At 71.8% G+C, this 21,718-nt stretch carries 19 protein-coding genes; 11 read left to right on the top strand and 8 right to left on the bottom strand.

Annotated features, from left to right (window positions below):
- The first annotated feature begins 111 nt into the window (after positions 1-111).
- Complete coding sequence (gene cobN / locus ACSDR0_RS32280; protein ID WP_435292693.1) at positions 112-3,771, top strand: cobaltochelatase subunit CobN; 3,660 nt, start codon at positions 112-114, stop codon at positions 3,769-3,771.
- Between the two features lie 70 nt (positions 3,772-3,841).
- Here the strand turns inward: cobN and ACSDR0_RS32275 are convergent, their stop codons facing one another.
- From ACSDR0_RS32275 to ACSDR0_RS32265, 3 genes are all read right to left on the bottom strand, one after another.
- Positions 3,842-5,680, bottom strand: coding sequence for a glycoside hydrolase family 15 protein (locus tag ACSDR0_RS32275; RefSeq protein WP_435292692.1), 1,839 nt, complete (start codon positions 5,678-5,680; stop codon positions 3,842-3,844).
- Between the two features lie 172 nt (positions 5,681-5,852).
- Positions 5,853-6,788 (bottom strand): siderophore-interacting protein, encoded by a 936-nt coding sequence (locus tag ACSDR0_RS32270; protein ID WP_435292691.1) that lies wholly within the window; start codon positions 6,786-6,788, stop codon positions 5,853-5,855.
- A gap of 115 nt (positions 6,789-6,903) precedes the next feature.
- A complete protein-coding gene (locus tag ACSDR0_RS32265; RefSeq protein ID WP_435292690.1) occupies positions 6,904-7,938 on the bottom strand; it encodes a CHAP domain-containing protein in 1,035 nt (344 codons plus the stop codon).
- 451 nt (positions 7,939-8,389) lie between these two features.
- Between ACSDR0_RS32265 and ACSDR0_RS32260 the strand changes: the two genes are divergently transcribed.
- Positions 8,390-8,839 carry a hypothetical protein gene (locus ACSDR0_RS32260; RefSeq protein WP_435292689.1) on the top strand — a complete coding sequence of 150 codons (450 nt, stop codon included), beginning with the start codon at positions 8,390-8,392 and terminating at the stop codon, positions 8,837-8,839.
- 33 nt (positions 8,840-8,872) lie between these two features.
- Here the strand turns inward: ACSDR0_RS32260 and speB are convergent, their stop codons facing one another.
- Both speB and ACSDR0_RS32250 read right to left on the bottom strand, forming a co-directional pair.
- Positions 8,873-9,928, bottom strand: a complete 1,056-nt coding sequence (gene speB, locus ACSDR0_RS32255) for an agmatinase (RefSeq protein WP_435292688.1) — start codon at positions 9,926-9,928, stop codon at positions 8,873-8,875.
- A 781-nt stretch (positions 9,929-10,709) separates the two neighbouring features.
- Positions 10,710-10,877: a DUF3073 domain-containing protein gene (locus tag ACSDR0_RS32250; RefSeq protein ID WP_435292687.1), complete on the bottom strand. Its 168-nt coding sequence runs from the start codon at positions 10,875-10,877 to the stop codon at positions 10,710-10,712.
- 295 nt (positions 10,878-11,172) lie between these two features.
- On the opposite strand from ACSDR0_RS32250, the gene ACSDR0_RS32245 reads away from it, so the two are divergent.
- From ACSDR0_RS32245 to ACSDR0_RS32210, 8 genes are all read left to right on the top strand, one after another.
- Positions 11,173-11,367 carry a hypothetical protein gene (locus tag ACSDR0_RS32245; protein ID WP_435292686.1) on the top strand — a complete coding sequence of 65 codons (195 nt, stop codon included), beginning with the start codon at positions 11,173-11,175 and terminating at the stop codon, positions 11,365-11,367.
- A gap of 2 nt (positions 11,368-11,369) precedes the next feature.
- Complete coding sequence (locus tag ACSDR0_RS32240; RefSeq protein ID WP_435292685.1) at positions 11,370-11,705, top strand: ArsR/SmtB family transcription factor; 336 nt, start codon at positions 11,370-11,372, stop codon at positions 11,703-11,705.
- Positions 11,706-11,951: 246 nt separating this feature from the next.
- Positions 11,952-12,719, top strand: coding sequence for a DeoR/GlpR family DNA-binding transcription regulator (locus ACSDR0_RS32235; RefSeq protein ID WP_435292684.1), 768 nt, complete (start codon positions 11,952-11,954; stop codon positions 12,717-12,719).
- A 157-nt stretch (positions 12,720-12,876) separates the two neighbouring features.
- Positions 12,877-13,956, top strand: a complete 1,080-nt coding sequence (locus tag ACSDR0_RS32230) for an ABC transporter substrate-binding protein (protein WP_435292683.1) — start codon at positions 12,877-12,879, stop codon at positions 13,954-13,956.
- A gap of 220 nt (positions 13,957-14,176) precedes the next feature.
- Entirely contained in the window at positions 14,177-15,712 is a 1,536-nt protein-coding gene (locus tag ACSDR0_RS32225; RefSeq protein ID WP_435292682.1) for a sugar ABC transporter ATP-binding protein, read from the top strand.
- Positions 15,709-16,668: an ABC transporter permease gene (locus ACSDR0_RS32220; RefSeq protein ID WP_435292681.1), complete on the top strand. Its 960-nt coding sequence runs from the start codon at positions 15,709-15,711 to the stop codon at positions 16,666-16,668. The genes ACSDR0_RS32225 and ACSDR0_RS32220 overlap by 4 nt, the downstream gene beginning before the upstream one ends.
- Entirely contained in the window at positions 16,665-17,651 is a 987-nt protein-coding gene (locus ACSDR0_RS32215; protein ID WP_435292680.1) for an ABC transporter permease, read from the top strand. Before ACSDR0_RS32220 ends, ACSDR0_RS32215 begins: the two co-directional genes overlap by 4 nt.
- 154 nt (positions 17,652-17,805) lie before the next feature.
- Positions 17,806-18,069 carry a DUF5999 family protein gene (locus tag ACSDR0_RS32210; RefSeq protein ID WP_435292753.1) on the top strand — a complete coding sequence of 88 codons (264 nt, stop codon included), beginning with the start codon at positions 17,806-17,808 and terminating at the stop codon, positions 18,067-18,069.
- Here the strand turns inward: ACSDR0_RS32210 and ACSDR0_RS32205 are convergent.
- The 3 genes from ACSDR0_RS32205 to ACSDR0_RS32195 are packed head-to-tail and all read right to left on the bottom strand — an operon-like array spanning position 18,033 to position 21,282.
- Positions 18,033-19,220 carry an FAD-dependent monooxygenase gene (locus ACSDR0_RS32205; protein WP_435292679.1) on the bottom strand — a complete coding sequence of 396 codons (1,188 nt, stop codon included), beginning with the start codon at positions 19,218-19,220 and terminating at the stop codon, positions 18,033-18,035. The genes ACSDR0_RS32210 and ACSDR0_RS32205 overlap by 37 nt on opposite strands.
- Positions 19,221-19,248: 28 nt before the next feature.
- Complete coding sequence (locus ACSDR0_RS32200; RefSeq protein ID WP_435292678.1) at positions 19,249-20,430, bottom strand: DUF3500 domain-containing protein; 1,182 nt, start codon at positions 20,428-20,430, stop codon at positions 19,249-19,251.
- A gap of 3 nt (positions 20,431-20,433) precedes the next feature.
- Positions 20,434-21,282 (bottom strand): fumarylacetoacetate hydrolase family protein, encoded by an 849-nt coding sequence (locus tag ACSDR0_RS32195; protein WP_435292677.1) that lies wholly within the window; start codon positions 21,280-21,282, stop codon positions 20,434-20,436.
- A gap of 340 nt (positions 21,283-21,622) precedes the next feature.
- Between ACSDR0_RS32195 and ACSDR0_RS32190 the strand changes: the two genes are divergently transcribed.
- The coding region (locus tag ACSDR0_RS32190; protein ID WP_435292752.1) for a hypothetical protein at positions 21,623-21,718 on the top strand (96 nt) is incomplete at its 3' end.

The following is a 21,718-nucleotide window of genomic DNA, read 5'->3' as shown; positions in this document are numbered from 1 at the left end:
CCGCCATGCCGTGGCATCGCCGTTTTCCCGCTACGCCGTGGCATCGCCGTTCCCCCGCCACGCCGTGGCACCCCTGGGCCGTACCGCCCTGCCTCTCCTGGAGTGTGGCGTGTGATCCTCCTGCTCTCGACCTCCGACACCGACCTGCTGAGCGCTCGCGCGAGCGGCGCCGACTACCGGCTCGGCAACCCCGCCAGGCTCGCCGCCGCCGACCTCCCGCCACTGCTGGAGGGCGCCGACCTGGTCGTGGTCCGCCTGCTCGGCGGGCGCCGCGCCTGGGAGGAGGGCCTGGACGCCCTGCTCGCCGGGCCCAGGCCCGTCGTCGTCCTCGGCGGCGAGCAGGCGCCGGACGCCGAGCTGATGGAGCTGTCCACCGTGCCGGGCGGGGTCTGCGCCGAGGCGCACGCCTACCTCGCCCACGGCGGCCCGGCCAACCTGACCGAGCTGCACCACTTCCTGTCCGACACGCTGCTGCTCACCGGCCACGGGTTCGCCGCGCCCGAGCCCACCCCCACGTGGGGGACGCTGGAGCGCGAGGCGCGCGACCAGGACGGGCCCGTCGTCGGGGTGCTCTACTACCGGGCCCACCACGTGGCGGGGAACACCGCCTTCGTCGAGGCGCTCTGCTCGGCGATCGAGGACGCGGGCGCGCGGGCACTGCCGGTGTACTGCGCCTCCCTGCGCACCGCCGAGCCCGGCCTGGTGGAGGTCCTGCGCACGGTGGACGCCCTGGTGGTGACCGTACTCGCCGCGGGAGGCACCCGCCCGGCGACCGCGTCGGCGGGCGGGGACGACGAGGCCTGGGACGTCGGCGCGCTCGCCGAGCTGGACGTGCCGATCCTGCAGGGCCTGTGCCTGACGAGCAGCCGGGCCTCCTGGGAGGACAACGACGACGGCCTGTCCCCGCTGGACGCCGCCACCCAGGTCGCGATCCCCGAGTTCGACGGGCGGATCATCACGGTGCCGTTCTCCTTCAAGGAGATCGACGAGGACGGGCTGACCGTCTACGTGGCCGACCCCGAGCGGGCCTCGCGCGTGGCGGGCATCGCCGTGCGCCACGCCGCGCTGCGGCACATCCCGCCCGCCGAGCGGCGGCTGGTGCTGATGCTGTCGGCCTACCCCACCAAGCACGCCCGCATCGGCAACGCCGTCGGCCTGGACACCCCGGCCAGCCTGGTGCGGCTGCTGGCCGCGCTCCGCGAGCGCGGCTACGACATCGGCGCCGAGGGCGAGCTGCCCGGGGTGACCGGGCAGGACGGCGACGCGCTCATCCACGCGCTGATCGCCGCGGGCGGGCAGGACCAGGACTGGCTCACCGAGGAGCAGCTCGCCGGAAACCCGGTGCGCATCGCGGCGGGCCGGTACGCCGAGTGGTACGCCACCCTCCCGGCGGACCTGCGCACGCGGATGGAGGAGCACTGGGGCCCGGCGCCCGGCGAGCTGTTCGTGGACAGGTCGCGCGACCCGGAGGGCGAGATCGTGCTGGCCGCGCTGCGCTCCGGCAACGTGGTGGTCATGGTGCAGCCGCCGCGCGGCTTCGGCGAGAACCCCATCGCGATCTACCACGACCCCGACCTGCCGCCCAGCCACCACTACCTGGCCGCCTACCGCTGGCTGGCCGACGGCTTCGGCGCGCACGCCGTGGTCCACGTGGGCAAGCACGGCAACCTGGAGTGGCTGCCCGGCAAGTCCGCGGGCCTGTCGGCCTCCTGCGGCCCGGACGCCGCGCTCGGCGACCTGCCGCTCATCTACCCGTTCCTCGTCAACGACCCCGGCGAGGGCACCCAGGCCAAGCGCCGTGCCCACGCCACCCTGGTCGACCACCTCGTCCCGCCGATGGCCCGCGCCGACAGCTACGGGGACATGGCCAGGCTGGAGCAGCTCCTCGACGAGCACGCCTCCATCGCGGCGATGGACCCGGCCAAGCTGCCCGCGATCCGCGCCCAGATCTGGACGCTCATCCAGGCCGCCAGGCTCGACCACGACCTCGGCGTCGCCGACCGCCCCCACGACGCCGAGTTCGACGACTTCCTGCTGCACATCGACGGCTGGCTGTGCGAGGTCAAGGACGTCCAGATCCGCGACGGCCTGCACGTGCTGGGAGTCGCTCCCGAGGGGCAGCCGCGCGTCGACCTGGTGCTGGCCATGCTCCGCGCCCGGCAGATGTGGGCGGGCAGCGAGGCGCTCGTCGGGCTGCGCGAGGCCCTGGGCCTGGCCGAGGACGGCAGCGCGGGACGGATCGGCGTCGACGAGGCCGAGACCCTGGCCCGTGCCCTGGTCGAGGCCATGGAGCACCGCGGCTGGGACCCGTCGGCGGCCGGGGAGGTGACCGCCGAGGTCCTGGGCCGGGCGGAGCCCCGGGCCGGGGACACCGGACCGGACGCCCCGGCCGGTGCGCGCGGCGCCGTCGGCGCTGACCTGGAGACGGTGGAGCGCATCCTGCGGTTCGCCGCCGTCGAGGTCGTGCCCAGGCTGGCGCGCACCACCGACGAGATCGACGCGATCCTGCACGCCCTCGACGGCGGCTACGTCCCGGCGGGGCCGAGCGGGTCTCCGCTGCGCGGGCTGATCAACGTGCTCCCCACCGGACGCAACTTCTACTCGGTCGATCCCAAGGCCGTGCCGAGCAGGCTGGCGTGGGAGACCGGCCAGGCGATGGCCGACTCCCTGCTGGAGCGCTACCGCGCCGACACCGGTGACTGGCCGCGTTCGGTCGGGCTGTCGGTCTGGGGGACCAGCGCCATGCGCACCGCCGGGGACGACGTCGCCGAGGTGCTGGCGCTGCTCGGCGTGCGGCCGGTCTGGGACGAGGCCTCGCGCCGCGTCACCGGCCTGGAGCCCATCCCCGCCGCCGAGCTGGGCCGCCCGCGCGTGGACGTCACCATCAGGATCAGCGGTTTCTTCCGCGACGCCTTCCCGCACGTCGTGGCCATGCTGGACGACGCCGTACGGCTGGCGGCCGGGCTGGAGGAGCCCGAGGAGCTCAACTACGTGCGGGCGCACGTGCTGGCCGACCAGGCCGAGCACGGCGACGAGCGCAGGGCCACCATGCGGATCTTCGGCTCCCGGCCGGGAGCTTACGGGGCCGGGCTGCTGCCGCTGATCGACAGCCGCAACTGGCGCGACGACGCCGACCTGGCCGAGGTGTACGCGGTCTGGGGCGGCTTCGCCTACGGCCGGGGCGTCGACGGGGTTCCCGCCAGGCAGGACATGGAGACGGCCTACCGCAGGATCGCCGTGGCGGCCAAGAACGTCGACACCCGCGAGCACGACATCGCCGACTCCGACGACTACTTCCAGTACCACGGCGGCATGATCGCCACCGTGCGGGCGCTCACCGGGAAGGCCCCGGCCGCCTACATCGGCGACAGCACCAGGCCGGACGCGGTCCGCACCCGGACGCTCTCCGAGGAGACGTCCAGGATCTTCCGCGCCAGGGTGGTCAACCCCCGCTGGCTGGCCGCCATGCGCAGGCACGGCTACAAGGGCGCCTTCGAGCTGGCCGCCACCGTCGACTACCTGTTCGGCTACGACGCCACCACCGGCGTCGTCGCCGACTGGATGTACGACAAGCTGGCCGCGACCTACGTGCTGGACCCGGAGAACCAGGCCTTCATGGCCCGGTCCAACCCATGGGCGCTGCACGGGATCGCCGAGCGGTTGCTGGAGGCGGCCAACCGGGGCATGTGGGAGCACCCCGACCCCGCCATCCTGCGCGACCTCCAGGAGGTCTACCTCAAGGCCGAGGGAGACCTGGAGGACGGCGCCTGACCCACCGGTTCCGGCTCCTTCCACGGCCCCGGACGGCCTGCCGTCCGGGGCCCTCGCGCCAGCACGGGCGTCAGCCCAGGGCTTGGTCGAGGTTGAACGCGGCGCTGATCAGCGCGAGGTGGGTGAAGGCCTGCGGGAAGTTGCCGAGCTGCTCGCCGGTCTGCCCGATCTCCTCGGCGTACAGGCCGAGGTGGTTGGCGTAGGTGAGCATCTTCTCGAACGCCAGCCGCGCCTCGTCCAGGCGCCCGGCCCGGGTGAGACCCTCGACGTACCAGAACGAGCAGATCGAGAACGTGCCCTCGTCCCCGCGCAGCCCGTCCGGGCTGACCGCGGGGTCGTAGCGGTAGACCAGCGAGTCGGACACCAGGTTCGCGCCGAGCGCGTCGAGGGTCGACAGCCACTTCGGGTCGGTGGGGGAGATGAACTTCGCCATCGGCATCATCAGCACCGAGGAGTCGAGGACGTCGTCGTCGAAGTGCTGGACGAACGCCTGCAGCTCCTCCGACCAGCCGCGCCGCATGATCTGGCGGTAGATCGCGTCGCGGGCCAGCTGCCAGCGCGGAGTGTCGGCGGGCAGCCCGCGGTGGGCGGCCATCCGCATGGCCCGTTCGATCGCCACCCAGCACATCAGCCGCGAGTAGACGAAGTCCTTGCGCCCGCCGCGCGTCTCCCACACGCCCTCGTCGGGCTGGTCCCAGTTGTCGCAGACCCAGTCCACCAGGATGTGGACGTCGTCCCACAGGCCGCTGGAGATCGGCCGGTGCCACTTGTCGTAGAGGTAAACGGAGTCGAGGAGAGCGCCGTAGATGTCCAGCTGGAGCTGGTCCACGGCGGCGTTCCCGACGCGCACCGGGGCCGATCCCCGGTAGCCCTCAAGGTGGGGCAGCTCGATCTCGGGCAGTTCGATGCGCCCGTCGATGCCGTACATGATCTGCAGGGGGCCGGAGGTGCAGCCGTCTTCGCGGCTGACGTGCCGGGACAAGAAGCCCATGAACGCCTCGGCCTCCTCGCCGAAGCCCAGCCGCAGCAGCGCGTACACGCAGAACGCCGAGTCGCGGATCCACACGTACCGGTAGTCCCAGTTGCGCTCCCCGCCGACCTGCTCGGGCAGGCTGGTCGTCACGGCGGCCACGATCCCGCCGGTCGGCGCGTACGTGAGGAGCTTCAGCGTCAGCGCGGACCTGTGGACCATCTCCCGCCACCGGCCCCGGTACTTCGACGAGGACAGCCAGCGGCGCCAGTACGCGACGGTCGCGGCGAACTCCTCCTCGGCCTCCTCGATCGGGCACGAGCGCAGCGCCACGTCGTCGCCGAACCTGTCGAGGGCGAACACCGCGCACTCGCCCTCGTTGAGCTTGAACTCCGAGCGCACGTCCTGGCCGTCCGCCTCCAGGGTGGTGCTGGACGACAGGGTCAGGGACAGCGACGGCGACTTGAAGACCGCCCGGCCCCGGCGCATGCTCAGGACGTGGGGCTGCCTGGCGTAGTCGAACCGCGGAGCCACCCGCGCCCGGAACGGCAGTGACCCGCGGACGCACTTCACCCGCCGGATCAGCCGGTGCCGGGCGCCGTCGCGTGTGTCGCCGACGATCGGCATGAAGTCCTGGACCTCGCCCACCCCGTCGGCGGAGGAGAAACGGGTGATCAGCACGTTGGTGTCGGGGAAGTAGAACTGCCTGGTCGTCGCCGGGGCGTCCGTGCCCAGCTCGAACGATCCGCCCCGGTCCGCGTCCAGGATCGAGCCGAACACGCTGGGCGCGTCGAAACGCGGGCAGCAGTACCAGACGATCGTGCCGCCCGTGTCCACCAGCGCCGCGGTGTGCAGGTCGCCGATCAGCCCGTGGTCGGCGATGGGCCGGTATCCGGGGGCGCCCGCCGGGTCCTGACGAGCGGACTCCGCTGCTGTCATGTCGGCCTTCTCCCGTCGCGAGCCGGGCACCTTACGCCCTCAAGCTACGTTCTTCCGGCGATCGCCCGGTTCGGTCCCGTACCAAGAAGTCGGCAGGTTTCCCGCCGCCGGAGGCAAAGACCGCCCGGTGAGGCCGCGTCACCGGGCGCGGTGTGCCTGCCGGGGACCCCGCTCAGGCGCTCTCCGAGCGTCCCAGCCGCCAGTAGCCCATGAAGGCCACCGAGGAGCGGTCGACGCCCGCCTCCTGCACCAGGTGGCGGCGGAGCAGCTTGACCATGCCCGCCTCGCCCGCCAGCCAGGCGTACAGGCCGTCGCCCGCCGAGGACTCGGGGACCTCCCAGAGGATCTCCGCGTCGACGTCGACGTCCTCCAGCGGGCCCGCGGCGCCGGCGCCGGCGCGCTCATCGGTGAGCGCGCCCAGGACGTCGCGTACGGCCGGGATGAGCAGGTCGCCGTGGCGGCCTCCCTCGCGGGGCAGCCAGGTGACCCGCACTCCCGGGCGGACGTCGAGCGGGAGCGCGTCGGCGGCCTCGGGGACCTCCAGCAGCGCGGTGGCGCGCACGGAGCCGGAGAGCGACTCGACGATCGTGGCGATGGCGGGCACGGCCGTCTCGTCCCCGGCCAGCAGCAGGTGCGACGCCCCGGCGGGCGGGGCCCACTCCTGGCCTCCGGTGGGGCCGGGGTGTGCGGCGTTGGGGCCGACCACCACGACCCGGTCACCGGGGGCGACGCGGGTCGCCCACCGGGAGGCGGGGCCGCTCTCGCCGTGCAGGACGAAGTCGACGTCGAGCTCGCGCAACTCGGGCCGCACGGCACGCGCGGTGTAGGTGCGGATCGGGTTGCGCAGCTCCTCGGGGAGCGCCCGCCACCGCTGGTACCAGTCGGCGCCGTCGCCCAGGGGGGTGATGCTCCCGTCGGGAAGCGGGAGGATCACCTTGATCCGCTGGTCGAAACCCTTGTCGGCGAAGCCCGCCAGATCCTCGCCGCCGAAGGTGACCCGGACGAAGCTCGGGCTGAGCCGCGCCGTCCGCAGGACCTCCACCCGGTGGCCGCGATAGGCCGGAACCTCCGCCGCGCGCTCCAGGGTCTGCTCGCCGCCCGCTGTCATCGTGCCGCCTTCGCTGGGGAATGTCTTCCCCCGCAACTTAGCTTTGCCTAACCTTATTAGGCAACCCGGCACGATCTCCGTTCTGTCCTGTTCTCGTCATATTTAGCCGGTACGGTCACGCGGCGCGGGCCTCCTCGCCCTCGCGCGTGCCGCGCGGCGCCTTCCCGTCGAGGTCCGGCCCGGGGGCGGGCCGGGCGCCGGTACGGCCGGGGATCCCGGTGCCGTCGGGGTGCCTTTCGAGGCCCGCCCGGTACGGCTCGCACGCCCAGCTCGGCCTGCTCACGCGGAGCGTCTCGCGGCTCCGGGGCGCGGCGTCCGGCCGGCCCCGCCCGCCCGGACGGAGCGCCACGGTCCGGGGGAGCGCCTGCCAGGCCGGGGGCGTCTGTGTGCGGGGGAGCGTCTCCACGACCGGACGCGTCACGCCGGTCCACAGGTCGGCCCGTTCCCGGCGCCCGTTCCTCCTGCGGTGCCGTCCCGCCGAGACGCGGGGGCGCAGCCGGGACAGGACGAAGGTCGTGCCGAGGATGAAGGCCAGCAGCCCGGCGATCGCGGCGGTCTCCACGGAGACGGGGAGCGTTCCAGGCGTGTCGGACGGGACCGTCGCGCCCGGGGCGAGCGCGGGACGGATCTCGATCCGCCCGGCGGCCTGCGGGGCGGCGTCGTCCTCGCCCGGGGCGCCCGTCAGTTTCTCCTTGACCTTGCGCGGCAGCCCGTAGCCGACGACCTTGCTCTGGTCACGGGTCTTGCGCTTCAGCCAGATCCGGTCGACGTTTCCCTCGATGGTGTGGATCGTTCCACCGTTCACACTCTCCACGACGCCGACGTGGTCGATCCCCTTGATGTCCTTGCCGCCGGACCAGTCGAAGAAGACCAGGGCCCCCGGCTCCGGCGTCCGCGTCCACGCGTCGTTGGTCTCGAACCAGCGGGCCTGCGACGGGGTCCAGGCGAACTGCCCGACGTACTCCTGCACGCCCGCCTTCTCGGCGGCCCAGGCGATGAACATCGCGCACCAGGGGGCCGTCCTGTACTGCGGGTCCTGGGCCACGTTGACCGCGTACCACTCGCCGAACTTGCTGTGCTGGCCGGACCCCTCCCGGTACCCGAGCTCGGGCTTGATGGTTTTGAGCAGATCGTCACCGATCGGATCCATGGCTGTGAGCCACCCCGTTCACTCTCTTCCACCCTTCCGCGAAGGGGGCGCCGTCCGACAAAGCTGGACTGTATTCGCAGAAAAACGGAGAAGTGAGGCTATTCGTGCAAAAAGCCGAGTGAGGAGGCCGTCGAATACCGGATTCGACGGAAGACGGGAAACGTGACCCCGCTGCGCCTACCATCGTCTGGTCATCCGCCCCGGTCCGGGTGTGCGACGACGCCCTCGGCATCCCGCGTGGCCGGGGGCGCGAGACCCGGAGCAGCGGCCGTTCGCACCCACCGGGCATATCCAAATTCACCCCGCGCTCACGGGTCACACCGGTATGCCTCCCCGCCCATCGGGTCGAATAGCATGTGATCGCACGTGCGCGACATGCGCGGGTGCCGACGCCGAGACCTTCCCTCCCGGTCCGGCGACAACGGGGACGCGAAGGCGGAACGGGTTTTCCATGTTCGACGACAAGACGCAGGAGACCCTCCGCCGCCTCCTGGACCTCGCCGAGCACCCCGCGACCCCGCAGGCCGAGCGCGCCCTCGCCGTCGCGCGGGTCCGCGCCCTCATCATGGTGCCCGAGGGCGACGCCCGGCGGGCACCGGTCACCCCGGCGATGGAGGCCGGGATCCTCAGGAGGGTCAGGCCGCTCGCCCACCGGGTCGACGAGGAGCTCGTGGACGAGGTGCACGGTGACCTCTACGCCTTCAGCACCCGCTACCGGGTGATCGGCGAGCTCGCCGAGGAGATCGCCCTCCTGCTCGAACGCTGGAGCGCCGTCGTCCCGCAGAAGCGCCACCGCCACGAGGAGGCCGTCAGGACCGCGGCCTCGAAGCTCGTCTACCTGCTGGAGCGCCGCGACCTGTTCCGCAAGCCCAAGTGGGGCAATCGCCCGAGAACCCGCTAGATCCCGCGCCCGCCGCAGAAGCGGGCGGCCGGGTCAGCGGTCCGGCCGGTCGGAACGTCCGGCCCCGCCGTCCGGGCGCTCGGCCAGCAGCGGCAGCAGCGGGTTCCACGCGGTCCCGTCCCGGGCGTCGCGCCGCCGCCGGGCGATGGCGCTCAACGCCTCGAGGACCACCCGGTTGGCCAGCGCGGCGGTGATGTCGGCGTGGTCGTAGGGCGGGCTGACCTCCACGACGTCGACGCCGACGACCGGCAGCTCCAGGCAGATGCGCCGTACGGAGTCCAGGAGCTGGCGCGCGGTGATCCCGCCGGGCTCCGGCGTGCCCGTGCCCGGCGCGTGGCCCGGGTCGCACACGTCGATGTCGACGGACAGGAAGACGCCGTCGCACTCGTCGACGGCGATGGCGAAGGCCTCGGTCAGGCACTCCTCCAGGCCGCGGTGCACGATCTCGGTCATCTCGTACGAGCGCATCGCCCGTTCCGCCATCCAGTCCAGCGTCTCCGGCGGTGGCCAGTAGCCGCGCAGGCCGACCTGCAGGAACCGATCGCCGCGCAGCGCCCCCGACTCGATGAGCCTGCGCATCGGCTGCCCGTGCCCCCACAGCGAGCCGAACTCGATGTCGCCGGTGTCCGCGTGGGCATCGAAGTGGATCATGGAGATCCGGCCGTGCCCGAGGACGTTGGCCACCCCCTTGGCGTCGGGGAAGGCGACCGAGTGGTCACCGCCCAGGATCACCGGGATGGCCCCCGAGCGGGCGACCTTCTCCACGGCGGCCTCCAGGGCGGCCAGCGAGGTCAGGATGTCGCCGGGCGGCATCTCGACGTCGCCCGCGTCCAGGACACGCAGGTCGCGCAGGCCGTCGGTGCGCAGCGCCAGGCTGGGGCGGCTCCCGTCGTGCGGCAGGTAGTCGGTCATCCGGATCGCCTGCGGCCCGAAGCGCGCGCCGGGCCGGTGCGAGGTGCCGCCGTCGAACGGCGCCCCCACGATCACGACGTCGGCGCCCGCGTAGCTTTCGGGGTCGTCCAGCGAGCACCGCTCGACGCCGAGGAAGGTGATGTCGGGCCCGAACTGGGACCCGTAGCGGTTCGTCACTGTTCCTCCGGCGGGAAGGTACCGGCCCGCGCGTGCCGCGGCCCGTCGCCGCCGGACACGGCCCGCGCGCCGGCCTCGGCCGCCCGCCAGGAGATCGTCAACGGGAACTCCATCCGGTCGTGTCCATTGGACCAGCCAGCATAACCGGACAGATTAGGACATGTGTCGGCCCGTGCCGCGGTCCGGGTCCGAAAGCGCCGGAACCGCCGGGCGCGTGACGGACCCGGGTGTGACGGACCGCAGGCGTGACGGACTGCGGGTGAGGCGGGCCGTGGGCGTGACGAGCCGTGGGCATGACGGACCCGGGTGTGACGGACCTGGGCGTGACGGGCCGCGGGTGAGGCGGATGGTGGCCGTGGCCCGGGGAGACTTTCCGCCCGCGCGAGGCACGACCTCGCGCGATCCGGCGATTCGTCCCGGGGCCACGGCGTGTGATCTGACAGATCCCGGATGCCCGGCGGGGGAAGGTGAGCCGGTCACCATGGGATGAGTGGGACCCGCCAGAGCTCTCCGTCGACGCGCTGACCGGGAGTGCGGACCGCCGCGCTGCGGTACGTACAACCGTGACGGTAAACAGCCCCGGGCGGGTTCCTCAATGATGTTGCCGGATGTTGCGCGGAATTCGCCGTCGTGCGGCGGACACCGAGACGGACGCTCGCCGGTCGGCCGGTGCGCGGGGAGGACCCCCGCGTGCACGGCCACGCGACCAGGGCCGCGAGGCCACGGAGCCGTGGCTCCGCCGACTTCGCGGCCGGGCGGGGTGCGTGACCCCTCCGAGGCGCTATCTGCCGGTCGGCTCACCGGTGGGGTCGTCGGCCTCGCTCTCCGGCGCGGGATCGTCACCGGTGCCAAGCTCCTTGCGCAACCGGTCAAGATCCATGCTGTGGCTGCTGTACTTCAGCTCGCGAGCAACCTTCGTCTGCTTAGCCTTGGCTCGGCCCCGTCCCATTGGCTGTACTCCCTCGCGCAGGCCGTGCTCGGCCTCTCGTCACTGTCGCATCGCCGGCTGGCGCGCTCTGACGCCGCAGGTCAACCTGCGGTAGCCGTACCAAGTATCCCGCTTCGCGGTCGATCCGTCATCGATCGGGCTCGAACCGGCCGCGGGCCCTGTTGGAAAACGGCCTTCGCCATCATAGCCAACGTCATTATGATTTGAAGAATTATGCAATTTGCCACATCATGAGGAACGGTGTGCCGATAAACCAGACGCCGGGGAGTGACCTGATCCACGGGAGGTGGGGGACATGAGCGAGTTCGCGGCGGAGCTACGGGCACGCATCGCCGATGTCGACGGCGAGCTGGAGCTCATGCGCCAGGCCTTCGACGATCACGCGATCGAGGTCCTGACCGGGCGGCTGGAAAACCTGCTGCGCATCGCCGACCGGCACGGCGTCGACGTACGATACGCCGGTGGCGGTCCCGGCGGCGGGGCCTTGTGATCATGCCGGTGCCGCTGCACCAGGCCAAGGCCGAATTCTTCCGCACCATCGGCCATCCGGTCCGCGTCCAGGTCCTGGAGCTTCTCCAGGACGGGCCCCTGCCGGTGCGCGACCTCCTGAGCGCCATCGACGTCGAGGCCTCCAACCTTTCCCAGCAGCTCGCCGTGCTGCGCCGCGCGGGAGTCGTGACCGCCACCCGTGACGGCGCCACCGTCGTCTACGCCCTGTCCACCCAGGACCTGGCCGACCTGATGTCCGTGGCGCGATCGATCCTGGCCGAGCTGCTCGCCGATCAGGGCGAGCTGCTCGCCGAGCTGCGCGCCGAGGCCGGCAGATGAGCGAGACCTCCCCGAGCGCGACGGCGGGCCCCGCCTGAGCGTCACCGTCCGGGCGGGCGTGTCAGGCTCGCGGGACGGCCGTCCCCGGCCGGGGGACCCGTACGGGAACGGGGAAACCCTGTTCCCGGCCCAGGTTGTCGTACAGCGACCGATTATGATCGGCTCAGATCACATGATTCGGAGCAGATTGGGTCGGTCGTGAAAAGTGGGGGAGAGAGTTCGGGCCAGGCGGAGTATCGTCGTCCCGTGTTCGCCGCGGAGCGCCGTCAGCGCATCCTTGAGCTGGTACGCGCCAACGGCGCGGTCTCCCTTCGGGATCTGGCCCAGTCGGTGCAGTCGTCGGAGGTGACGGTCCGGCGCGACCTGCGGGCTCTGGAGGCCGAGGGCCTGCTCAACCGGCACCACGGCGGTGCCACGCTCCCCGGCGAGCTGTCCCGCGAGCCGACGTACTCGCAGAAGATGCAGACGGCCGCCGCGGAGAAGCGGGCCATCGCCGACCTCGCGGTCTCCCTGGTCGAGGACGGCGACGCGATCGTGGTCGGCGCGGGCACCACCACCCAGGACTTCGCGCGGCGCCTGGCCCGGGTGACGGAGCTGGCCGTGGTGACCAACTCCCTGCTGGTCGCGCAGGCGCTCACCGACTCGCCCCGGGTCGAGGTGGTCATGACCGGCGGCACCCTGCGCGGCTCCATCCACGCCCTGGTCGGCAGCGCCGCCGAGCGCTCCCTGGCCGGGCTGCGGGTGCGCAGGGCCTTCATCTCGGGCAACGGGCTGACCGCGGAGCGGGGCCTGTCCACGCCCAACATGCAGGTCGCGAGCGTCGACCGGGCCCTGGCCGCGGCGGCGGAGGAGGTGGTCGTGCTGATCGACCACACCAAGGTCGGGGTCGACACGATGGTGCAGACCGTGCCGACCGAGGAGATCACCCATCTGATCACCGACGACGAGGCGCCCCGCGAGGTGCTGGACGACCTGACCTCACGGGGGGTCCGGATCCACGTCGCCCGGATCTGACGATCGGGAAAGGCTGGGGTTCCGACAACCTGGTGACCGAATTTGATCGGATGCGATCAATCGTGACCTACTGATGTCCATTTCTTTACGATTTTGTTTCCTGGTCGGATGAACATCGAGCGCATCGACGTTCCATCGTCCTGTCCAGGAGGGCACCATGACCCTGCTCACGAGTCGTCCGGGAAGAGTCGCCGCGCTGCTGGCCGCCGCCGTCCTTGTCGCGTCAGGTTGCGCGAAGGGCGAGGAGACCACCGCCGCGCCGAGTGGTTCGAGCACCCAGGGCGGCCAGGTCGTCCAGACACCGGCCGCCGACGCGGGTGCCGGGTGCACCATCGGCGCCTTCGGTGCCCAGAAGTTCGACCTCAAGACCGCCGTCGTCGGCTTCTCCCAGTCGGAGAAGGAGGCCAACCCCTTCCGGATCGCCGAGACGAAGTCGATCAAGGATGAGGCCGCCAAACTCGGCATCGCCGACCTCAAGGTCACCAACGCGCAGTCGCAGTTCTCCAAGCAGATCAGCGACGTCCAGCAGCTCATCGCCCAGGGCGCGCGGCTGCTGGTGATCGCCCCGCTCAACTCCGACGGCTGGGAGCCGGTCCTGCAGCAGGCCGCCGCCAAGAAGGTGCCGATCATCACGATCGACCGCAAGATCAACGCCGCCCCCTGCAAGGACTACCTGACCTTCATCGGCTCCGATTTCGTCGAGCAGGGCAAGCGCGCCGCCGACCAGATGGCCAAGGCGCTGGGCAACAAGGGCAAGGTGGCCATCCTGCTCGGCGCGCCGGGCAACAACGTCACCACCGAGCGGACCAGCGGCTTCAAGGACCGCATCAAGGAGGTGGCGCCCGACATCGAGATCACCTTCGAGCAGACCGGCGAGTTCGCCCGCGAGAAGGGCCAGCAGGTCACCGAGCAGCTCATCCAGTCCAACCCCGACATCGACGGCATCTACGCCGAGAACGACGAGATGGCGCTGGGCGCCGTCACGGCGCTCAAAGGCGCGGGCAAGAAGCCGGGCGACGTCCAGATCGTCTCCATCGACGGCACCCGCGGCGCGGTCCAGGCCATCGCCGACGGCTGGCTGGTCGCCGTGGTCGAGTCCAACCCCCGCTTCGGCGCCCTGGCCTTCGAGACCGCCCAGAAGTTCCTCGACGGCCAGGCGATCCCCGAGAAGGTCATCATCTCCGACCGCGAGTACGACAAGGCCAACGCGGAGAGCTCCCTCTCCGAGGCCTACTGATCACCGAACCGGCTCGCCGGGCACGGTCGGCGGGTACGGCGGCCGAACCCGGCCGGTGGATCCCGATCACCGGATCCGGCCGCCATACCCGATCATCGAATCCGGTGACCGGATCCCGATCACCGGATCCGGCCGTTGAACCCGATCACCGAACCCGGCCCGGGGCGTCGCCGCCCCGGGCCCCTCGGGGAGATCGGGGAGATCTGAGGAGAGGAGCCCTGTGGCCACGACCGGCCGAGTCCTGGAAGCCGCCGGGGTACTGAAGGTCTTTCCCGGCGTCCGCGCCCTGGACCACGTGTCGTTCACCCTCGGCAGGGGCGAGGTGCACGCCCTGGTGGGAGAGAACGGCGCGGGCAAGTCAACATTGATCAAAGTACTGACCGGGGTCTACCAGGCCGACGCGGGCCAGGTGAGATACCGCGACGAGGTGGTGAGCTTCTCCAGCCCGCTCGACGCGCAGCGGGCCGGCATCTCCACGATCTACCAGGAGGTCAACCTGGTCCCCTCCATGAGCGTGGCGCGCAACCTGTTCCTCGGGCGCGAGCCCAGGGGCCGGTTCCGGCTCATCGACTTCGGGGCCGTGCACGAGCGGGCCAGGGAGATCCTCAAGGGGTACGGCGTCGACGTCGACGTCCGCCGCCCCCTCGGCTCCCTGGGCATGGGCACCCAGCAGATGGTCGCCCTGGCCCGCGCCGTCTCCGTGGACGCCCAGGTCGTCATCATGGACGAGCCCACCTCCTCGCTGGAGCCGCGCGAGGTCGGCAGGCTCTTCGAGGTGATCAGGGGGCTGCGCGACCAGGGCCGCTCGGTGATCTACGTCAGCCACCGGCTGGACGAGCTCTACCAGATCTGCGACCGGGTCACCGTGCTGCGCGACGGCAGGCTGGTCCACACCGGCAGGATGGCCGAGCTGGAGCGCCTGCGCCTGGTCTCGCTCATGCTCGGGCGCAAGCTGTCGGAGGTGCGGGCCGAGGGCGCCACCAAGTTCAGCGGCTCCCACGCCCAGGACGAGCAGGACCCGCCGGTGCTCACCGCGACCGGCCTCACCCGCAGGCACATGCTCGACGGCGTCTCCCTGGCGCTGCGGCCCGGCGAGGTCGTCGGCCTGGGCGGGCTGCTCGGCGCCGGCCGCAGCGAGACCGCCAAGGCGATCGCGGGCGCCCTCAAGGTGGAGTCCGGGGAGGTCGTCGTGGCGGGCGTGCCGCTGCGCACCGGCTCGGTCTCCGCGGCGATCCGCGCCGGCATCAGCCTGCTGCCCGAGGACCGCAAGGCCGAGGGGATCGTGCCGACCCTGTCGGTGCGGGAGAACATCGCGCTGGCCGCGCTGCCCCGGCTCTCGCGGGCGGGCATCGTCTCCGACCGCCGCGTCGACAGGATCGTGGAGACCTTCATGAAACGGCTGCGGATCAAGGCCGCGGGGCCCGGCCAGCCGGTCGGCGAGCTGTCCGGCGGCAACCAGCAGAAGGTGCTGCTGGCCCGCTGGCTCGCCATGAGCCCCAAGGTGCTGCTGCTGGACGAGCCCACCCGCGGCGTCGACGTCGGCGCCAAGGCCGAGGTGCAGATGCTCATCGACGAGCTGGCCGTGGACGGCCTGGCCGTCCTGCTCATCTCCTCCGACCTGGAGGAGATCGTCGAGGGCTGCGACCGGGTCGTGGTGCTGCGCGACGGCGCGGTCCAGGGCGAGCTGCACGGCACCGAGGTGAGCGAGGAGGCGATCATGTCCATGATCGCCCGGCCGGTGGAGGTACCCCGATGAAGGCCGTGACGGTCACCGCCCGCCCGCTGCCCGGCAGGGCGGAGCTGCTGTCGTGGCTGCAGCGGTACGGCGTCTACGTCGCCGTCGTCGTCCTGGTCCTGTTCAACGCCGCCTTCACCCCCAACTTCCTGGCGGTGGGAAACTTCCGCACCCAGCTTCTCCAGGTCGCCCCCGTCGTCGTGGTCTCCCTGGGCATGGCCCTGGTCATCGGCACCGAGGGCATCGACCTGTCGGTCGGCTCCGTCATGGCGCTGTCGGCGTCGGTGATCGCCCTCTATCTCGGCTACGGGGCCTGGCCCGCGATGCTCATGGCGATCCTCGCGGGGGCGGCCGTCGGAGCCGTCGGCGGCACGCTCGTCGCCGTGGTCGGGGTGCAGCCGATCGTGGCGACGCTGGCACTGCTGGTCGGGATACGCGGGCTGGCCAACGTTCTGCTGCCGCAGCTGAAGGAGATCGGCAACCCCACGCTCACCGCCCTGGGCAGCGAGTCGGTGCTCGGCGTGCCGTACGTCGTGCTGGTGGCGGTGGCGCTGACCCTCCTCGTGCTGTTCGTCGTCCGCAAGAGCACCTTCGGGCGCCAGGTGGTCGCCGTCGGCGGCAACCGGGTGGCCAGCGAGCTGGCCGGGCTCCCGGTCAGGCGCATCCTGCTGCTGGTCTACGTCATCTCCGGCGTGCTCGCCGCGATCGCCGGGATCCTCGCCAGCTCCCGCCTGCAGGCCAGCGACCCCACCTCGCTGGGCCTGTTCATGGAGCTGTCGGCCATCACCGCCGTGGTGGTGGGGGGCACCCCGTTGAGCGGCGGCCGGGTCCGCGTGCTGGGAACGGTGATGGGGGCGCTGCTCATGCAGCTGCTCCAGGCCACACTGATCAAGCACAACCTGCCGCAGTCCTGGACCCAGATGGCCCAGGCCGTGATCATTCTCGCCGCCGTCTACGCCGCCAGGGAGCGCCGATGACCCTCACCACGGTTCCGGCGGAGACCGAGGCCCCCCGCGAGCGCGCGGGGAGGATCTTCCGCAGGCACGGCGCACTGATCGTGCTCGCCGTGCTCGCGGTCGCCGGCTCGCTGGCCTTCGACTCCTTCGCCACGGTGGCGAACGTCGGCAACATCGCCACGTCCTCCTCGTTCCTGGCGATCATCGCGATCGGCATGACCTTCGTCATCATCTCCGGCGGCATCGACCTGTCGGTGGGGTCGCTCTTCGTGCTCGGCGGCGTGCTGGCGGCGTACGGCTCCCAGTACGGGCTCCTCGTGGCGCTCGCCCTGCCGCTCGCGGTGTCCGGGCTGTTCGGCCTGGTCCACGGGCTGGTCATCGCCAGGACCGGGATGGCGCCGTTCATCGTCACCCTGGCCGGGCTCCTGGCCGCGCGGGGGCTGATGCTGGCCATCTCCGACGAGGGCGCGGCGACCTACCTGGTCGAGGACCCGTCCTTCGCGCTGCTCGGCCAGGGGTCCGTCCTGAACGTCGGCTACCCGGTGCTCGTCGCCGCCGTCCTGCTGTGCGTGGGGATGGTCCTGCTGCAGCGCACCGGATTCGGGCAGAACGTCTACGCCATCGGCGGGAGCGAGGACGCCGCCAGTCTCATGGGCGTGCCGGTCGTCCGCACCAAGGTCGCCGTCTACCTCATGTCGGGGCTGCTGGCGGGACTGGCCGGGGCGCTCAACGCGGCCAGGCTGTCGTCGGGGGTGACGATCCTCGGCATCGGGCTGGAGCTCGACGTGATCGCCGCCGTCGTCATCGGCGGCACCCTGCTCACCGGGGGAGCCGGGGCCCTCGGCGGCACGATCGCCGGGGCGCTGCTGCTCGGAGTGATCCAGAACCTGATCAACCAGGTCGGCAACCTCAACGCCTCCTTCCAGCAGGTGGTCAGCGGGCTCTTCCTGGCCCTCGTGGTGATCGCCCACCGGTTCCTGGGAGGGGTTCGCAAGACCGAGTGAGGCCCGGCGGGACGCGTGCCTCCCGCGTAGGGGGCCCCTGTGCGGATTTGTACCGGGACAGGGCGCCCCCGGCGGCGCATCCTGCGGGGGAGACGGCGGCGGAACGCCGTCCCCCAGGCAGACCACCAGACAGTGCAGATCAGTGAGGTACGCCATGTGCCCGCACGAAACACCATGTCCCCCGGCGTACGCGCCCGGCAGGGAGGCCGCGCGGCCGATCGCCTCCCACCCCGAGCAGGGCTGGAGCCTGCTCTGCAACGGGGTGGTGCTCTTCGAGGACACCGGTGAGCTGCTGCCCGACGGCCGGGCGGTCCCGCCGCACCGCCCGATCGTCCCGCCGCACCGGGCGCCCGTCGCGGCCTCGGACGCCCGGCCCGCCGTTCAGCCCGCCATGGCGGTCTCGGGGTCGTGGCCGTAGAGCCAGGAGCTCTGCCGGAGCGGGTCACCCCCGGCCAGCGCCGCGTCGCGCTCCAGCTGGGCGGGACCGTCGGGCAGGTGGTTCTGCACCTCGCGGCCCCGGCTCATCAGCTGCACCCGCGAGGCCCGGGGCCTGCGGATCTCCTCGTAGCGGACCAGCGCCTTCGCCGCCGTCTCGCGGCTGGCGTCGCGCAGGCAGCTCGTGAGGACCACCGCGTCCTCGACCGCCTGGGCGGCGCCCTGGCCGAAGAAGGGCAGCATCGAGTGCGCGGCGTCACCGAGAAGGGCGACCCGTCCCGACGTCCAGTGCTCCAGGGGAGCGCGGTCGTACAGGGCCCAGCGCTTGGTCTCGGTGGCCGCGGCGATCAGCCGTCCCAGCCGGGGGTCCCAGGTCTCGAACTCGCGCGCCAGGTCCTCGATCCGCCCGTCGGCCGTCCACGACTCGACGCGCCACTCGCCCGCGGGCACGATCGCGACGATGTTGATCAGCTTTTTGTCCCTGATGGGGTAGTGGACGAAGTGGCGTCCCGGCCCCAGCCAGAGCGTCTGCGCCCGGCGCAGCGCCAGCTCCGGTGCCCGCTCGGCGTCGACCAGGCACCGGTAGGCGCACAGGCCGGAGAAGCGCGGCGGCTCCTCGTCGACGACCATGGGCCGTACGGCCGAGTGGATGCCGTCCGCGCCGATCACCACGTCGGCGAGCACCGTCGTCTTCACACCCCCGCTGTCGGTGAAGACCAGCTCGGTCTCCTCGCGGTCCTGTTGCAGCAACTCCAGCCGCCGGTCGGTCCTGACCGCGTCCGCGGGCAGCGCCTCCAGCAGCATGTCGAGCAGGTCGGCCCGGTGCGCGACGTAGCAGTCGGTGCCGTACAGCCGCCGGCACTCCTCGCCCATCGGCTGGGAGGACAGCACCCGGCCGTCCTCCCAGCGCCTGAACTCCCAGGCGGTCTCCAGGGGTACGGCGAAGGAGGCCAGCCGCTCGCCGAGCCCGGCCTTCACCAGGGGGCGGACCATGTTGGGGCCCACCACGATTCCCGCGCCGACCTCGCGCAGCTCGGCGGCCTGCTCGTACACGACGGCCTCGAGGCCGGCCTGGCGCAGCAGCAGCGCGGTGGCCAGCCCGCCGAGGCCTCCTCCGACAATGGCGATCTTCACTCAGGGGTTCCTCTCGTCGGGCGGCGTCTCACCCCGCGGCACCGCGGTGCTCCTCGATGAGGTGTCTCATCAGGAGGTCCTCGCCGAAGTCGTTTTCCGGGTCGCGCCACACGCTGTGGGCGTGGTTGGCGTCGTCCTCGGTGTTGTCGAACTCGATCAACGTGACCGGGCCCTGGATCCGGTAGTAGTGCCCGAGCCCGTAGTCGTCGGCGCCGGCCCAGGCGAAGTGCAGGTCACCGTCGCCGGCGGCGCGGACGCGGTCCATCTCGGCGGCCACCTGGCCGGGCCTGGCCCGGTCGAGGTAGCACTCCAGCAGCTCGTCGAACGCGCGGCGCTGCCGGGAGGTCAGCTCGGCGGCGGCGATCCCGCGCGGGTGCGACCTGATGTAGCGCAGGGCCTGCCGGTCGGCCTCGGTGATCATCGCGTCCCGGCGCCCGACCCCGTGCGTGTCGGGCAGCTCCACCTCGCCGATCCTCGGCACCGTGCGGGTGACGAAGTCCGCCGGAGACACCGGGTGGATGATCGCCCGCGCCCGCCGCTCGTCGTCCAGGGAGCGCAGCAACGCGAACCCCAGGTCCTCCTCCTCGCCCAGCACCCGGTACGGGCCGAAGCGGGCCGGTTCCGAGCCCAGCAGGAACGGCGTCACCGCCAGGTGGTCCTGGTTGACGACCGTGAAGTTCAGCGACAGGTGGTGGCCCACCAGGCGCCATCCCCACACCGAGTCGGGGTTGGGCTGGCCGAAGAACGTCAGGAAGTACATGCCCGGGTTGCGGAACTCCCTGGCCACGTGCCCGAACCGCTCCAGGTTCAGCTCGCGCAACACGTGCTCCAGCGAGATCACCTGCACCACCTGCGCGTACGCCCGTTCCGAGCAGCACTGGGCGATCAGCCGGTGCGCCAGGATTCCCTGGTCGAAGCTCAGGTCCCGCAGCGGCACCCCGGCGCGTCCCGAGGCGGGCAGGAAGTTCCAGTTCGAGCGGTCGGCGTCGTCGAAGGGCAGCAGCGCCCGTGTCCGCTGTTCGCCGTCCAGGGCGTCGTACAGCGCCATCGCGGCGAAGGTGATCAGGGTGACGTTGAAGTCTCCCGGCCGCTCCTCCAGCCCCGAGCGCGGTACCCGCCTCGCGGACGCCCCCTCGGCGGGGGTGAGGGCGCCTCCCGGGTGGCCGGGGTGCTCCCGGGGGGAGTGATCGAAGTGCGAGGTTCGCGACATCGGTCAGCTCTCCGGCCAGGCCACGATCGGGTTGCGCACCGCTCCCAGCCGGTCGATCTCCACCTCGACCACGTCCCCGGGCCGCAGGAAGCGTGCCGGCGTGCGCGCGTATCCCACCCCGGCGGGAGTGCCGGTCGCCACCAGGTCGCCGGGGCGCAGCGTCATGGTCCGGCTCAGGTGCGCCAGCACCCGCCCGACCGGAAAGATCATGTCCTTGGTGTCGCCGTCCTGGACGACCTCGCCGTTGACCCGGGTCACCAGCCGGAGCCCGCCCGCCGGATCACCCACCTCGTCGGCGGTCACCACCGGGCCGATCGGCCCGCTGTGGTCGGAGTTCTTGCCGAGCGTCCACTGCGCGGTCAGCCGCTGCGCCCGGCGGGCGCTCAGGTCGTTGAAGGTCGCGTAGCCGAACACCCCCGCGAGCGCGGTCTCCTCGTCCACGCACCGCATCTCCGTACCGACCACCGCGACCAGCTCGACCTCCCAGTCCAGGCCCGGCTCGTCCGGCGGCACCGGGACCGGCGTCCCGTCGACCGCGAGCGACGCCGTCCAGCGCCCGAAGATCGCGGGTGTCTCCGGGATCGGGAGACCGCCCTCGGCGGCGTGCGCCCGGTAGTTCAGCCCCACGCACACCACCCGCGCGGAACCGGCCACCGCCGGGGCCAGGCTCAGTTCGCCCAGCGCTCGCCCGTGCGATTCCCGCTCGCCGCCGACGAGCTCGCGCGCCCTGGCGGTCCAGCCGGGCAGGTCCTCGTAGAACTCGCCCGCCTCGGCCAGCGGTACCACCCGGTCGCCGCCGGTCAGCACGCCCACCCGGACCTGGCGCCCATCCCGAAAACCGACAAACCTCATCGTTCACTCCCGACGTTCCCGGCAACGGGAACCGCAACCACCTCGAAGGCACCCGTACGGCACTCTCGGCTCATCCGGAGATCTTTGTACATTCCTTCTCAATACGGTAGTGGGACGAGAGGTGCTGTTGAGGATGGTGGTGCGATTTGGGGTGGTGTGGTGTTGCTCTGCGTGGTGTGGCTGGGTTCGGTGCGGCTCGGCGAAAGGGGTGGTCACCCGGCGGCCTCGCGTGTCCGCCTCGCCCCCGTATGCGGGTATGCGGGTGCACGCCCGCACCGCGCGGCGTGAAGGTGTTCGCCGTGGCGGGGTTTGAACGCCCCAGCCGAGGAACTGTCGATGTATGGACGCACTCGCGCACGTCGACGCTTATTGGCGCGCGGCCAATTACCTGTCGGTCGGTCAGATCTACCTGCTGGACAACCCGTTGCTGGCCGAG

Source organism: Streptosporangium sp. G11 (assembly GCF_051192615.1).
GTDB lineage: Bacteria > Actinomycetota > Actinomycetes > Streptosporangiales > Streptosporangiaceae > Streptosporangium.
This window is presented reverse-complemented; position numbering and strand designations above follow the sequence as displayed.

Bases quoted from the DNA above. Each gene is read 5' to 3' on its own strand.
- ACSDR0_RS32220 (WP_435292681.1), top strand. From the start codon at position 15,709: ATGAAGGCCGTGACGGTCACCGCCCGCCCGCTGCCCGGCAGGGCGGAG.
- ACSDR0_RS32245 (WP_435292686.1), top strand. From the start codon at position 11,173: ATGAGCGAGTTCGCGGCGGAGCTACGGGCACGCATCGCCGATGTCGAC.
- ACSDR0_RS32260 (WP_435292689.1), top strand. From the start codon at position 8,390: ATGTTCGACGACAAGACGCAGGAGACCCTCCGCCGCCTCCTGGACCTC.
- ACSDR0_RS32230 (WP_435292683.1), top strand. From the start codon at position 12,877: ATGACCCTGCTCACGAGTCGTCCGGGAAGAGTCGCCGCGCTGCTGGCC.
- ACSDR0_RS32210 (WP_435292753.1), top strand. From the start codon at position 17,806: ATGTGCCCGCACGAAACACCATGTCCCCCGGCGTACGCGCCCGGCAGG.
- ACSDR0_RS32275 (WP_435292692.1), bottom strand. From the start codon at position 5,680: ATGACAGCAGCGGAGTCCGCTCGTCAGGACCCGGCGGGCGCCCCCGGA.
- ACSDR0_RS32240 (WP_435292685.1), top strand. From the start codon at position 11,370: ATGCCGGTGCCGCTGCACCAGGCCAAGGCCGAATTCTTCCGCACCATC.
- ACSDR0_RS32265 (WP_435292690.1), bottom strand. From the start codon at position 7,938: ATGGATCCGATCGGTGACGATCTGCTCAAAACCATCAAGCCCGAGCTC.
- ACSDR0_RS32250 (WP_435292687.1), bottom strand. From the start codon at position 10,877: ATGGGACGGGGCCGAGCCAAGGCTAAGCAGACGAAGGTTGCTCGCGAG.
- ACSDR0_RS32270 (WP_435292691.1), bottom strand. From the start codon at position 6,788: ATGACAGCGGGCGGCGAGCAGACCCTGGAGCGCGCGGCGGAGGTTCCG.
- ACSDR0_RS32215 (WP_435292680.1), top strand. From the start codon at position 16,665: ATGACCCTCACCACGGTTCCGGCGGAGACCGAGGCCCCCCGCGAGCGC.
- ACSDR0_RS32195 (WP_435292677.1), bottom strand. From the start codon at position 21,282: ATGAGGTTTGTCGGTTTTCGGGATGGGCGCCAGGTCCGGGTGGGCGTG.
- ACSDR0_RS32200 (WP_435292678.1), bottom strand. From the start codon at position 20,430: ATGTCGCGAACCTCGCACTTCGATCACTCCCCCCGGGAGCACCCCGGC.